Source organism: Xenorhabdus ishibashii, assembly GCF_002632755.1.
Lineage (GTDB): Bacteria > Pseudomonadota > Gammaproteobacteria > Enterobacterales > Enterobacteriaceae > Xenorhabdus > Xenorhabdus ishibashii.
Genome location: NZ_NJAK01000001.1, coordinates 1,825,852 through 1,840,431, shown reverse-complemented (window position 1 = coordinate 1,840,431; position 14,580 = coordinate 1,825,852). Strand labels below are relative to the sequence as shown.

Below are 14,580 nucleotides of genomic sequence, written 5' to 3'. Positions count from 1 at the left end.
AAAATTACTCTTTTTGGATCAGTAATTTTTCCAGATTATCGCCACCAATATGGCGGAAGTCCTGCCCTTTAACGTAATAGAAGATAAATTCACAAATATTCTGGCAACGGTCACCAATGCGTTCAATAGAGCGAGCACAGAAGAGAGCCGTCATAACATTCGGAATGGTTCTGGGATCTTCCATCATATAGGTCATTAGCTGGCGGATAATACTTTCGTATTCCTGATCAACTTTTTTATCTTCATGGTAGATACGGATAGCTTCTTGCAGATCCATACGGGCAAAGGCATCCAACACATCGTGCAACATTTGGATTGTATGACGCCCTAATGATTCCAGGCTGACCAGCAAGGATTGCTGTTGATGTGAAAATCTTTCAAGCGCGGTCTGGCAAATTTTATCGGCAACATCGCCAATACGCTCCAGTTCAGCAATGGTTTTTGAAATGACCATGATCAAACGCAGGTCACTGGCCGTCGGTTGGCGTTTTGCAATGATGCGGACACACGCTTCATCAATCGCCACTTCCATCATATTAACCTTTTGGTCATCCTCAATGACTTGCCGTGCTAATACTTCATCTTGGTTATGCATCGCCAGAATCGCTTTGCTGAGCTGCTCTTCCACCAGCCCCCCCATTGTCATCAATTCTGTACGAACATGCTCCAGTTCAGCCGTAAATTGACCGGAAATGTGTTTGCTGAGATTCAGATTGTCCATATTGTTATCCCCATATCAACCGTAACGGCCAGTAATATAATCTTCGGTCTGTTTCATTTTCGGTGTGGTGAACAATCTATCGGTATCGCTAAATTCAATCAGTTCACCAAGGTACATAAAAGCCGTGTAATCCGAACAGCGAGCCGCCTGCTGCATATTGTGGGTGACTATCACAACGGTATATTCCGATTTCAGTTCGCTGATTAACTCTTCAATGCGTCCTGTAGAGATGGGATCAAGTGCCGAACAGGGTTCATCCAGCAGCAAAACCTCAGGGCGAATAGCAATACCACGGGCAATACACAGACGCTGTTGCTGGCCACCGGAAAGGCTATACCCACTCTGATGCAATTTATCTTTGGTTTCATTCCACAATGCCGCTTTTGTCAACGCCCATTGGACTCGCTCATCCATCTCTGCTCTGGGCAGTTTCTCAAACAAACGCACCCCGAAAGCAATATTGTCGTAAATGGACATCGGGAAGGGTGTCGGCTTCTGAAAAACCATCCCAACTTTGGCACGTAGCAAGGCAATATCTTGCTTGTCTGTCAGGATATTCGTGCCATCCAGAGTAATTTCACCTTCAGCACGCTGCTCACCGTACAATTCATACATTTTGTTGAAAGTACGTAGTAACGTGGACTTACCACAGCCCGATGGCCCGATGAATGCCGTTACTTTATTTTGTGCGATATCCAGCGTAATATTTTTCAGCGCATGAAACTTGCCGTAATAGAAATTCAGATCGCGTACCTGAATTTTACTTACCGCAATTTTATTTACTGCAATTTTATTTACTGCAATGCCATTCGCTTTATTCATCAGTATTTGTCTCTTTAATACCTTCTATTTTTATTCCTTTGAAAAAATATTAGTATTTTTTCTTCGCAAACAGTGCACGCGCCACAATATTAATTAGCAATACACACAGGGTGATCAGCAATACCCCCGCCCATGCCAACTGCTGCCAGTCAGAAAATGGACTCATGGCAAACTTGAAAATGGTGACAGGCAGGTTTGCAATCGGCTGGCTGAGATCGGTGCTCCAGAACTGATTAGAAAGCGAAGTAAACAACAGTGGAGCCGTTTCACCAGCGATTCGGGCAATAGCCAGCAATACACCGGTAATAATGCCTGATATCGATGCCTTTAATGTAATAGCAGAGATCATTTTCCATTTCGGAGTACCCAGTGCATAAGCGGCTTCACGCAAGTTATCCGGCACTAATTTCAGCATGTTTTCCGTCGTGCGGATAACGATGGGGATCTGCAACAGTGCTAACGCAATTATCCCTGCCCAACCCGAAAAGTGTTGCACCTTTGCCACCACAACCGTATAGACAAATAATCCGACAACAATCGAAGGGGCTGAAAGCAGGATGTCATTAATAAAGCGGATGATTTCTGCCAGCCATGAACGGCGACCATATTCCGCCAGATAAATTCCCGCCATAATCCCCAATGGCGTACCAAACACCGTTGCCCAGAAGATTAACAATCCGCTGCCAACAATGGCGTTTGCCAATCCACCGCCCTCGGTATTGGGCGGTGGCGTCATTTCGGTAAACAACGCCAGCGACATACCATCAATACCTTTAGTAACGGTGGAGATTAAAATCCAGCCCAGCCAGAATAAGCCGAATGCCATCGTCATCATGGATATCATGAGTGCCAGCCGATTTTTCTGGCGACGCCAAGACTGCATACGGCGACGGCTTTTCATCTCCGCGTCGTTTACTGTATCGACTAAATGTGGAAGTTGCTTATTGATGGTTGTCATCTCAGCGCTGTCCCTCATTTTTTGCCAGACGCATAATCATTAATTTTGACAACGCCAATACGACAAAAGTGATGACAAACAAGATCAGCCCCAGTTCCATCAATGCAGCAGTGTGCAAACCAGACTCAGCCTCAGCAAATTCATTTGCCAATGCAGAAGTGATACTGTTCCCTGGCATATACAGCGACACACTATCAAGTTGGTAGGTATTACCGATAATAAAGGTGACAGCCATTGTTTCCCCCAATGCCCGACCAAGCCCTAACATTACACCACCAATCACACCATTTTTGGTATAAGGCAAGACGATATGCCAAATCACTTCCCATGTTGTACAACCAATGCCATAAGCAGACTCTTTCATCATTACAGGAGTCTGTTCAAACACATCACGCATGACAGAAGCGATATAGGGGATAACCATAATGGCAAGAATGACGCCCGCAGCCAGAATGCCAATACCAAAGGCAGGGCCAGAGAACAGAGCGCCCACGATGGGAATGCTGGAGAGCACGTCACCAACGGGTTGCTGGAAATAGCTAGCAAATAGTGGAGCAAAGACAAACAACCCCCACATGCCATAAACAATGCTGGGGATCGCCGCCAATAACTCAATCGCCACACCCAATGGGCGTTTCAACCAGTTTGGGGACAACTCCGTCAGAAACAGGGCAATGCCAAAACTTACTGGAACCGCAATGATCAGGGCAACTAACGAAGTCATCAATGTGCCATAAATCGGTACTAATGCGCCAAACAACTCAGCCGGTGCATCCCACTCTTTACTCCATAAGAAAGCAAAACCAAATACTTGTATACTCGGCCAGGAAGCAATAATCAGCGAAATGATAATGCCTCCCAGCAGAAATAAAGTTAACAACGCAGCTAACCTGACCAAAGCACTGAAGATAATGTCACCCTTTTTGCCCGGTGCTTTCAGTGCCGTTTTACGTTCGGCCATACGCTTCATTCTCATTTTAGGTTATTTCCCCTTAATAAAAGGGGAGATTGCTCTTCCATGCTGCACGTACCTGACTGACCACCTCTTCCGGCAGGGTGGCATAATCCAAATCTTTCGCCTGTTTTTTGCCGTTGTCATAAGCCCAATCAAAGAATTTCAGCACTTCAGTACCATTAGCAGCATTTTTCTGTTGTTTATGGATAAGAATGAAGGTAGTAGACGTAATTGGCCACGCATTATCGCCTTTCTGATTTGTCAGATCCTGCGCAAAACTGCTGTTCCAATCTGCACCTTTAGCCGCTGCGCTAAAATTTTCTTCAGTCGGCGCTACCACAGCACCACCCGCTGAGACCAGTTTGGTATAAGCCAGGTGATTCTGCTTCGCATAGGCATATTCGACATAACCAATCGAACCCGGCAGACGCTGAACAAATGCAGCAATCCCATCATTACCTTTACCGCCCAATCCGGTTGGCCATTTGACAGTCGTGCCAACTCCAACTTTTTGTTTCCAATCGCTGTTAACTTTGGACAAATAACTCGTGAAGACATAGGAAGTTCCTGATCCATCAGCGCGACGAACTACGGCAATGTTCTGATCCGGCAGTTTGAGATTCGGATTCAACTTTGCAATTGCCGGATCATTCCATTTCTTGATATTACCCAGATAGATGTCACCAAGGGTTTTACCATCCAAAATCAATTGACCAGATTTAACGCCAGAAATATTCACTGCCAGCACAATCCCACCGATTACCGTTGGGAACTGGAACAAACCATCAGTCGCCAATTTTTCATCAGAAAGCGGGGCATCAGATGCACCAAAATCAACGGTATTGGCAATAATCTGTTTTACACCACCAGAAGAGCCGATGCCTTGGTAGTTGATTTTGTTACCCGTTTCTTTCTGATAAGAATCGGCCCACTTGGTATATATCGGTGCAGGAAATGTCGCACCTGCCCCCGTCAAGCTGGCTACCGCAAATGAAGGCAGAGATGTCATGGCAAATACAGTAACCATGATGCTCGCCACAGTGGTACGCATTGATTTCATAGTATCTCCTGTTAAGTCTCCTACTGAGATACGCATCATTAATGAGAAACGAATGACAGGTATCGCTGACAATCTGATTTTCAGGTAATAAAACGATTCAAGAAGGAAAAATAGGTGAATTCAATGACAATAAGATGTAGGAGTTATGACATTTTTATGACAGGACGTTTCAGCAGTGCCTTACTCTTCGTTCAATGATGTTATCATCTTGCACTCAACGGAATATATATGCGAATGGATAGCCCCTCTTTTTCGCTGCTCCCCACCTGAATATTTCCCCCATGGGTATCAATGATACGACGGATGATAGCCAGCCCTAGCCCCACGCCATTATTTATTTCATTTCTATTTCCCTGCGTGAAAGGCTGGAATAAAACGGTGGCTTCTTCTTTCGTCATTCCAGTACCGTTGTCCTCAACCTGAAACCAGCCGAATTTTTCTGTTGAGCCACTACTGACGCGTATCCACCCATTGCCATAACGTCGGGCATTAGTGAACAGATTGATCAATACACGTTTGATGGAAAAGGGATGAGCCAAAATGAAAATCGAACTTGTCGCTAAGCAATTTTCAATATCTGTATCTACCGCACAACGCTGCTCTGCCGTAATCACCTCTTCAAGCAATCCATTCAATTCACAGCATGCCATCGGCATATCCTGCCCTGCTCGCTGGTAATCAATAAATTGATCAATCATGACATTGCACTCTTCAATATCCTGATGGATAGACTCTGTCAGAAAATCATCTTTTCCTTCCATCATTTCCATCGCCAAACGAATACGGGTAAGTGGCGTGCGCAAATCATGGCTTACGCCAGCTATTAATACCGCCTGATCGCTTTCCTGTGATTTCAGCTTCATCGACAATCGGTTAAGCGCCCTAATCACAGAACGAATAGCGGGCGTCCCCATTTCAGGCATCGATGAACCTCTTCTGCCTTTTTCTATGTCGATAACGACTTTTTGCATCACCTTCAATGAATGTTTCTGGATAGCGGAATATCGCCAGAACATCATGAACACGGGCAATGCCACCACAAAAACACTGATAAAGAGATAGGGAAATATCGCGTTAAAAGGGAGTTCTTCCAGTACCACCAGCAGTAAGGTAACCAGAGAGCTGAACAGCAAGCTGCCCAGCACTAAATACAGGACACGGAAAAATAAAGTACGCAAAGAAAGCCAAAACTTTTTCACACTGGGATTTTTCATACCTTGTTTCCATCAGGAACAAAAACGTACCCCAGCCCCCAAACTGTCTGGATATAACGAGGATGGGCAGGATCTTCTTCAATCAGGCGACGCAGGCGGGAAATCTGGACATCAATGGAACGCTCCATCGCACCATACTCTCGTCCGCGAGCCAAACTCATCAATTTATCCCGTGATAATGGCTCACGTGGGTGAGAAACTAACACCTTCAACACGGAAAATTCCCCACTGGTCAACGGTAATAATGCATCTTGATGAAACATTTCACGCGTTCCAAGATCAAGTTTAAATTTCCCAAACTTGATCACCGCATCATCTGACGTCGGCGCTCCCGGTAATTCATTTGCTTGTCTCCGCAGGACAGCCCGCATACGTGCTAACAATTCACGCGGGTTAAAAGGCTTGGCAAGATAATCATCAGCGCCAATTTCAAGCCCAACAATCCGATCAACCTCTTCCCCTTTCGCGGATACCATGATGATCGGGATTGAATTATGCTGACTTCTCAGCCTTCGACAAATAGACAATCCATCTTCTCCCGGTAACATTAAATCCAGGACAATCAATTGGATGGATTCTCTGGTCAATAAACGATCCATCTGCTCTGCATTTGCTGCGCCACGCACTTGGAATCCCTGTTCGGATAAGTAACGTTCCAGTAACGCCCGCAAGCGCATATCATCATCAACAACAAGGATCTTATAACTCTCTTGCATGTTTCAGCTCCCAAGGTGCTCCATTGCCCGCAACATCCATCACTTTCACAGAAAACCCATAACTCCAATAGAGACTTAACCGCATGTCTTTTAAGGCCATTAGACAAGCACTGTGACTTATGCCAAAGGCTGGTAGCTAATTTCCAGTATCCAGTAAGTCACCACGCCATTTGGTGTCATCACCGTGACTTCATCATCAACCTGCTTACCAAGTAATGCTCTCGCCACCGGAGAATCAATGGAAATCCACTTTTTGGCTGGTTCAAATTCATCCGGCCCTACCAAACGAAACATGTGTTCTTCTTCATTTTCGTTTTCAACTTTTACCCATGCCCCAAAAAAGACTTTCCCTTCTTGTCGCGGGTCAGGATCGACAATTTGCAGTATATCCAGACGCTTGGACAAAAAACGTACTCGGCGGTCAATTTCCCTTAACCTTTTTTTACCATAAATGTACTCAGCATTCTCTGAACGATCCCCCAGTGCAGCAGCTTCTGAAACAGCCTGGGTGACTCTGGGACGTTCAACTTTCCAGAGATATTTCAATTCCTGATCAAGCGCATGCCAACCCTCTCGGGTAATATAGTGACTCTTGGCCATGAAAAAACTCACGTGAGAAAAGATGATTAATGGCGGAGTACTATATCTCATCAACTCTCATCAACCCAATCCCAACCTAGAAGATATTTGATGAATTCTGTTACAACATGACCGAAATATCGCGCTAAACTGGAAATTATTGCGCTCAACACGTATAAATGGAGCCAGTTTGAACCATGCCGATACTGTTTCAGATGAAATTTGATCTTATCCGGCTCTGTCTGACGATGTCTCAGAATATCTACAGACCCTAAAGAAGTTGAAGAAAACAGACCATGAATGAATCTTTAAGTCGAATCATTGCCGGTGAGCTACAAGCTCAACCACAGCAAATCCTAGCTGCCATCTCCCTGCTTGATGAGGGAAATACGGTTCCCTTTATCGCTCGTTACCGTAAAGAGGCCACCGGTGGTCTGGATGACACACAGCTCCGCCAACTCGAAAGCCGTCTCGGTTATCTGCGTGAACTGTCCAACCGCCGTCAGACTATCCTAAAATCGATTGAGGAACAGGGAAAGCTAACCATTGAGCTGGCAGAAGCGATTAACGCAACGCTGAGCAAAACTGAGTTGGAAGATCTGTACCTACCTTATAAACCTAAACGCCGTACTCGTGGACAAACTGCCATCGAAGCCGGATTAGAGCCTCTGGCCGACCTGCTATGGCAAGATCCGCAGCAAGAGCCTGAACTGGCGGCGGCTGCCTATGTCAATGCTGACAAAGGCATTGCTGATACCAAGGCAGCATTGGATGGCGCACGTTATATCCTGATGGAGCGTTTTGCCGAAGATGCAACCCTGCTGGCGAAGGTACGTGAATATTTATGGAAAAATGCCCATTTGGTTTCCAGGGTTATCGAGGGTAAAGAGGAAGAAGGGGCTAAATTCAGCGATTATTTCGACCACCATGAAGCCATTGCCATCATCCCTTCCCACCGTGCCCTTGCCATGTTCCGTGGACGCAATGAAGGCATCCTGCAACTTTCTTTGAATGCTGATCCACAATTTGAGGAAGCCCCAAAAGAGAGTCATTGCGAACAAATTATTACCGATCACTTGAACCTGCGCCTGAATAATGCACCGGCTGACAATTGGCGCAAAGCAGTGGTGAGCTGGACATGGCGCATCAAAGTGTTGCTGCATCTGGAAACCGAATTGATGGGTACACTGCGTGAGAAGGCCGAAAACGAGGCCATCAACGTCTTCGCCCGTAACCTGAGTGACCTGCTGATGGCTGCCCCTGCTGGTATGCGTGCAACAATGGGTCTGGACCCAGGCTTGCGTACCGGAGTAAAAGTTGCCGTTGTTGACGCGACGGGCAAACTGATTGCTACCGATACTATTTATCCGCACACCGGACAGGAAAACAAAGCGGCGGCAACCGTTGCAGCTCTGTGCACTAAACATCAGGTGGAACTGGTTGCCATTGGCAACGGCACCGCATCTCGTGAAACAGAACGCTTCTTTGCCAACGTTCAGAAACAGTATCCTGACGTCACGGCACAAAAGGTGGTGGTCAGCGAAGCGGGAGCCTCCGTCTATTCTGCATCTGAATTGGCTGCACAAGAATTCCCTGATCTGGATGTTTCCCTACGTGGCGCTGTCTCCATTGCCCGTCGCCTGCAAGATCCACTGGCTGAGCTGGTGAAAATCGAACCCAAATCCATCGGTGTTGGTCAATACCAGCATGATGTTAGTCAGACTCTGCTTGCCAAAAAACTGGATAACGTGGTTGAAGACTGTGTAAACGGCGTCGGCGTTGACCTGAATACTGCTTCTGTCGCCTTGCTGACTCGCGTTGCTGGCCTGACTCGTACTGTTGCCCAGAATATTGTTAACTGGCGCGACGAAAACGGTCGTTTCGGCAACCGTAATCAACTATTGAAAGTGACCCGTCTGGGGCCAAAAGCCTTCCTGCAATGTGCGGGTTTCCTGCGCATCAATCAGGGTGATAACCCACTGGATGCTTCAACCGTTCACCCAGAAGCCTATCCTGTGGTTGAGAAGATCCTGGCAACAACCCAGCAAACCCTGCCTGAACTGATGGGTAATCCGGCTAATTTGCGTAATCTGAGCGCGCAGGAATTCACGACCGAAAAATTTGGTATTCCGACCGTCACCGATATCCTGAAAGAGCTGGAAAAACCAGGCCGCGATCCACGTCCTGAATTCAAGACAGCCACATTTGCCGATGGCGTTGAAACCATGAATGACCTGCAAGCAGGTATGATTTTGGAAGGTACTGTCACTAACGTAACCAATTTTGGTGCATTCGTGGACATCGGTGTCCATCAGGATGGACTCGTTCATATCTCCTCCCTATCTGATCGCTTTGTAGAAGATCCACACACTGTCGTCAAAACAGGTGATATCGTGAAAGTGAAGGTGATGGATGTTGACCTCAACCGCAAGCGTATTGCATTGACCATGCGTCTTGATGAGCAACCCGGTGAAACACAAGCACGCCGTAGTTCCCAAGAAGGTAACCGTCAGGATCGCAATAATCGTAACGGCAATGGCAGAAACCGCCCTATTTCACGTTCAGGTTCTGCGCCTTTAGCTAATAGCGCTATGAGTGATGCATTGGCTGCTGCCTTTAATAGAAAACGTTAATTCATTAAAAAACGTTAGATGACTTAAATAATTTCCTGAACTGGCTCAATTGTGCCAGTTCAGGATCTTTAAATTTGTGTTTATACATTGCTTGGATTCACTTATAATTGATATCTTCCCACTTGGTTATTATTTTCCCTACAATTCCATATTCAGTAGCCTGTTTAGGACGCATCCAATAATTTCTATCAGTATCTTTTTCTACCTTCTCTACCGGTTGTCCTGTGGCATCACTGATGAGCTGATTTATCCGACTACGTATCAACAAGAATTCTCTAGCTTCAATTTCAATATCAGATGCTCTTCCTTCGTATCCTCCTAAAGGTTGGTGTATCATAAAACGAGTATTTGGAAGTGAGTAGCGATTTTCTTTTTTGGCAGCAAGAAAAATAGTAATACCTGCACTTGCAACCCAACCTGTTCCTATTATAAATACTTCTGGTTTTATAAATTTAATCAAGTCATGAATAGTATCACCCGCTTCAACATGTCCACCCTGACTATTAATAAAAATCTTAATTGGCTCGTTACTTATTTCTTGTAAAATTAGTAGCTGTGTTGTTACCCTTTCAGCTAGTTTTTGATTAATCTCGCCAGAAATAATAATACATCTAGACTTTAATAAACTACTTTGCTCATAGGGGATCTCTTTAGAAATTTCAGGGGACTCTTTTGATGATTCTTCTAACATAATACAGACCTCTTATATTTGAATTGAGTAAAAGCATATTTAACTTGATGTTCCGAATGTGAACTATATTTCTTATGTGAAAAATTCACCAATAAAATTTTCAGATTATTAGCATTCAATTGCTATAGATTGAAAAAAGCGCTAACCTAAACCTGTTTACTCACCATCATAGATGCACGTCCGGTCTGCCTTCACGACCGATTTGAACCACGCATTACTCAAAGTCAGGTAATGTATTAAATGGTTAGTTGTGGTAAACTTCCCGATTCTTCTTGAGCAGAACACATGTTTTTGGCGATCGCAGCAGAAAAACTTTATGCAAGCTGCTTGCCCTTTTATCCCCCTTTAATATTCGATTTTATTGTACGGATGATTATGGGGTTTATGACCTTCTTCCCGAAGAGGGGCATCTGACGGGAAAGACGTTCACCCAACGCATAGAGAGCACGAACTTAACTCATCGTACTCGAATCAAAAGACTGAATCGCAAAACGATAGGCTACTCTAAATCAGAGGAAATGCACGATAAAGTGATAGGAACTTTCATTGAGCTTGAGTACTATTTTTGATATTTAATATAACCATTTAATACACGACCAAAATATAGATATTTAAACACTATATTAATATTATCCGAAAGCATCTTATATTTCTCTAATTGCATTTAACGCAATCTCAATATCATGAATTGATAAATTTTTATCAAAAGAAGCACGCACAAATTTACTATGTAACATATGAGGGGCTAAAAATGGTGTATGTTGAGCAGTCCCTTCCCATAAGTTAATTCCTTGAGTTCTTAATTTTTTCACTCCATCAGAAGCGGAACAGTTTTTAAATTGAAAGGCTGCTATACCTTGTATGGATGAATCAGGAAAAAGTATTTTAACACTTTTAATTTTCTTTAATTCCTCAAGAAAAAATACGAAATTTTTATTATTATAATCACTATCATTAATTCTTAATTTCAATGCGTTATTGAAACCATAAATAGAAACAAGACTCCTTTCTGCTTTTTCAAAACTCTTTGCTGAATTTACAATCAAACATTTATTAAAATTATCTGTATAACCTACATGAAGATCAAAAAAATCGTAGCTAAGTTTTCTTGATAACTTTTTTGAGACAAATGCAAACCCTACTCCTCTGGGACCACTAATAAATTTACGACTAGCTCCGGTTAAAAGATCACATTGTATTTTTTTTACATCTATGGGTAATTGACCTATTGATTGGCAGGCGTCAACTATATAAGTAACATCTTTATTTTTTAGTATCTCACCAATTTCCTCTATGGGATTGATAATACCACAACATGAAGGCATATGCGTAATACTTACAATTGAAACATTATCAGACAAATTATTTTTCATCCATTCCAAGTCAATAGTAAAATTTGAACTTGATGGAATTCTTCGTAATTTTAAATTATACTTATTGGATAAAAATGAGAAATATATTATGTTGGCTGCATATTCTGAGTCACTAATCCATATTTCTGATTTTTCTTTAATACGTAACATTCTAATAATATTAACCCATGCATCTGTCGCACTAGTAAATAATGCCACATTTTCAGGATCACAATTCATCAATTTTGCACAATTATTATAAACTTCATTATTTAAAATAGACTCATACTTCAACTCAGTTTCATAACTACCTATTTTAAATTCAGAAAATAAATAATCTCTCATAACTTCATGAGTTGAAGCATGGATGATTCCAGAGCCGGCTGTATTCATGTGCACTATCATATCAAGCATTATCCTTCCATAAAATTTTATTTTTCTTTATTAAAGTCAAAAAAGCAGAAATAAACAGTAAAAACATTCCAATAAATAGCCAAGGTGAAATAATTTTATTTTCCATCATATAAAAAGCGATAGATGGTGTTATCATCACCCCTATATTCACACCAGCAGAATAAAAACCCAAGTTCCTATCAACATTTTCACTAGAAGAAATACCACTAATATAATGCGTTATAGCAGGAAATATTATCATTTCTCCCAAAGACCATAATGCAGTCGCTATTATTAGAAAAATAATACTATGGCTGGCCACCATTAATACAAAACCTCCTGCCGCTAACAGAAGACCCAGAATCAATGAAATCCTACTATTTATATCATTCATTTTTTTATTAATAGGAAGTTCAAACAAAATAACAAGAAACGCATTAACAAAGAAAATAATACCAACAAAATAGCTTGGAAGTGATGTGTAATTTATTATATATGCAGAAAGAAATGTAGGTGGAAGAGCATATGCAATATGTACAGGCAAAACAGAAGAAAGAATAAAAGCTAATCTTGGATAATGATATTTTTTATCCTCCATAATTTCACATTCCTTTTTTACACCATTGTTTTCATTATCTCCATCAAACTCTCTATTCAGAACGCTTTTCATATTTATAGAGAAAAGATAAAAAATAAGCGAGAATAAAGCAAAGACTGAATTAACTAAAAAAACAAATATAGGACTAATGGAAAATATAAAACCACCAACAAAAGGACCAATAGCCATACCTATATTTATAGCAAGTCTATTACATGAAAAAGCAATTTTCCTTGTTGAGTAATCTGAATTTGAAACGGTTTCAGAATATGCTGCAGGAGTAAAAGATTCATAACTAATCCCCCAAAGAAAAGAAAATAAAATTATTGCATGATAAGAATCTAAGAATGGGATGAAAAACAATATAATCGATGTAAATAATAACGAAAAAACAATAATTTTACTGGAGCCAAATTTTTTAATGAAATATCCTATAATAAGATCACAAAGTAACGCACCTGCACCAAAAACACCAACTAACACACCTGCTTGAATCGCATTTAATGATTTTTCCTGTATAAGATATGCTGCAAAAAATGGGAACCCCATAGTTCCCATTCTGAATGAAAGAGTTGCAAAAAATAAAGTTCTAAGCTTTGCGTTCAACCCACGTATAGTTGCTATTGTATCAAACATGTAACTCATACACTCCATCTTTGATTGAATCAATTTTCTGATAATCTATTTCTATAGCGGTTATATCATCAGAATAAACAAATATTCTTAGAGGGCTTGATAAGAGATCAATAGTTGGTGTTATTTTTCTACCAACACCATATTTTACAACCAATTTAAAAACCGTATCCAATCCTTTAATTTCATTAACTACTCTTTCATTAATTTCTGTTATTACTCCATCAAGTTTAGTTGATGTATTTAGAACACATGCCTCTTTTGATTTTATATATGTTTTGCCAGAAAAATTTTTCAAAAATCTGTCAGGTGAACAATAAGAAATGTAAGTAATTCTTGCCTGATTGTTGCCTAATACAATATCATGAAAATCAGGTTCCATATTTCCATTTAAACGGGCTCCTATTTCTACTAGAGCAGGTCCTTCATTAGTCAATATAACTTCTGCATGAGCTGGGCCATTCATTATTCCTAGTGCTGGCAACACCTTATAGATATACTTAACAAGTAATTTTGCCTCATAAGTATTTTCATCAATCAACACGTCTCTATCATATATTTTCTTTCCTCCACAAACCATTCTTTTAACATATTTCCATATTCCACAAATATAAACATGACCGTCACAACTTACTGTATCAACTATATATTCGTCACCATCAAGAAAAGATTGAACCAATATCTCTTCATTATCAACACCAAATATATCTTTGTTTTTCAAAACAACATCACAAGCATCAACAACATCCCTTTCATTAAAGCAAATAGTAACACCATCAGTTGAGGCTGAACTTAATGGTTTTATTACACATGGGTATCCATTTTTATCATTAACCCAATTAATAATATCTTCCTTGTCTGATGATTTAATTTGACAAGCTACTTTAATGTTATTTTTATGAAGTGTTTCAATCATATCATACTTATTTCTCCTGGAACTTGATAATCGAGTTCCATTCGAATTTCTTAAGTTAAGTGATTCACTTAATAAATCAGCTAAAGTTACCCCTGGTTCCTGTCCAGCAATAACTGCAATTACTTCCTTTTCTTTCAACGAATTTATAATTTCATCTAAATTATAACCAGTATAAACCAAATTTAGTTCATATTCTGATAAATTAGGTCCTAACATTGATGGCATCAATTCAGGTGTACTTTGTACGTGTATGAGAGAAATTCCATTTTCTTTAAAGAAACGAGGTAAAAAATTACCACTAGAATAAACATCAACTAAGGCAACATATTCTTTCATATA

13 protein-coding genes and 1 pseudogene are annotated in these 14,580 nt (G+C 41.3%); 2 read left to right on the top strand and 12 right to left on the bottom strand.

What is annotated here, in order from left to right; translation table 11 throughout:
* Nucleotides 1-4: 4 nt before the first annotated feature.
* The 8 genes from phoU to greB form a co-directional block, all read right to left on the bottom strand.
* The gene (gene phoU / locus Xish_RS08755) at nt 5-721 is read right to left on the bottom strand and encodes a phosphate signaling complex protein PhoU (protein ID WP_099117538.1); all 717 of its coding nucleotides are present in this window, start codon (nt 719-721) and stop codon (nt 5-7) included.
* Between the two features lie 15 nt (nt 722-736).
* On the bottom strand, nt 737-1,543 hold the full coding sequence (gene pstB / locus Xish_RS08750; protein ID WP_099117537.1) for a phosphate ABC transporter ATP-binding protein PstB: 807 nt from the start codon (nt 1,541-1,543) through the stop codon (nt 737-739).
* Nucleotides 1,544-1,592: 49 nt separating this feature from the next.
* Nucleotides 1,593-2,501, bottom strand: a complete 909-nt coding sequence (gene pstA / locus Xish_RS08745) for a phosphate ABC transporter permease PstA (RefSeq protein WP_099117536.1) — start codon at nt 2,499-2,501, stop codon at nt 1,593-1,595.
* 1 nt (nt 2,502) lies between these two features.
* A complete protein-coding gene (gene pstC, locus Xish_RS08740) occupies nt 2,503-3,462 on the bottom strand; it encodes a phosphate ABC transporter permease PstC (RefSeq protein WP_099118710.1) in 960 nt (319 codons plus the stop codon).
* A gap of 31 nt (nt 3,463-3,493) precedes the next feature.
* Nucleotides 3,494-4,516, bottom strand: a complete 1,023-nt coding sequence (gene pstS, locus Xish_RS08735; protein WP_099117535.1) for a phosphate ABC transporter substrate-binding protein PstS — start codon at nt 4,514-4,516, stop codon at nt 3,494-3,496.
* A gap of 203 nt (nt 4,517-4,719) precedes the next feature.
* Nucleotides 4,720-5,730 carry an ATP-binding protein gene (locus Xish_RS08730; RefSeq protein WP_244185962.1) on the bottom strand — a complete coding sequence of 337 codons (1,011 nt, stop codon included), beginning with the start codon at nt 5,728-5,730 and terminating at the stop codon, nt 4,720-4,722.
* Nucleotides 5,727-6,446, bottom strand: coding sequence for an osmolarity response regulator transcription factor OmpR (gene ompR, locus Xish_RS08725; RefSeq protein WP_099117534.1), 720 nt, complete (start codon nt 6,444-6,446; stop codon nt 5,727-5,729). Before ompR ends, Xish_RS08730 begins: the two co-directional genes overlap by 4 nt.
* A 117-nt stretch (nt 6,447-6,563) precedes the next feature.
* Nucleotides 6,564-7,046 carry a transcription elongation factor GreB gene (greB, locus tag Xish_RS08720; RefSeq protein ID WP_099117533.1) on the bottom strand — a complete coding sequence of 161 codons (483 nt, stop codon included), beginning with the start codon at nt 7,044-7,046 and terminating at the stop codon, nt 6,564-6,566.
* Between the two features lie 275 nt (nt 7,047-7,321).
* On the opposite strand from greB, the gene Xish_RS08715 reads away from it, so the two are divergent.
* Nucleotides 7,322-9,658 (top strand): Tex family protein, encoded by a 2,337-nt coding sequence (locus Xish_RS08715; RefSeq protein ID WP_099117532.1) that lies wholly within the window; start codon nt 7,322-7,324, stop codon nt 9,656-9,658.
* Between the two features lie 97 nt (nt 9,659-9,755).
* Here the strand turns inward: Xish_RS08715 and Xish_RS08710 are convergent, their stop codons facing one another.
* Nucleotides 9,756-10,349, bottom strand: a complete 594-nt coding sequence (locus Xish_RS08710) for an ATP-dependent Clp protease proteolytic subunit (RefSeq protein WP_099117531.1) — start codon at nt 10,347-10,349, stop codon at nt 9,756-9,758.
* 284 nt (nt 10,350-10,633) lie between these two features.
* Between Xish_RS08710 and Xish_RS08705 the strand changes: the two are divergent.
* Nucleotides 10,634-10,918, top strand: a pseudogene (locus tag Xish_RS08705) (IS1 family transposase); the annotation flags it as partial.
* Nucleotides 10,919-10,993: 75 nt separating this feature from the next.
* Here the strand turns inward: Xish_RS08705 and Xish_RS08700 are convergent.
* From Xish_RS08700 to Xish_RS08690, 3 genes are read right to left on the bottom strand one after another with little or no spacing between them, the layout of a single operon-like run.
* Nucleotides 10,994-12,115, bottom strand: a complete 1,122-nt coding sequence (locus Xish_RS08700; protein ID WP_099117529.1) for an aminotransferase class V-fold PLP-dependent enzyme — start codon at nt 12,113-12,115, stop codon at nt 10,994-10,996.
* Nucleotides 12,108-13,328 carry an MFS transporter gene (locus tag Xish_RS08695; RefSeq protein WP_099117528.1) on the bottom strand — a complete coding sequence of 407 codons (1,221 nt, stop codon included), beginning with the start codon at nt 13,326-13,328 and terminating at the stop codon, nt 12,108-12,110. The genes Xish_RS08700 and Xish_RS08695 overlap by 8 nt, the downstream gene beginning before the upstream one ends.
* Nucleotides 13,321-14,577 carry an ATP-grasp domain-containing protein gene (locus tag Xish_RS08690; protein WP_099117527.1) on the bottom strand — a complete coding sequence of 419 codons (1,257 nt, stop codon included), beginning with the start codon at nt 14,575-14,577 and terminating at the stop codon, nt 13,321-13,323. Before Xish_RS08690 ends, Xish_RS08695 begins: the two co-directional genes overlap by 8 nt.
* Between the last annotated feature and the right edge of the window lie 3 nt (nt 14,578-14,580).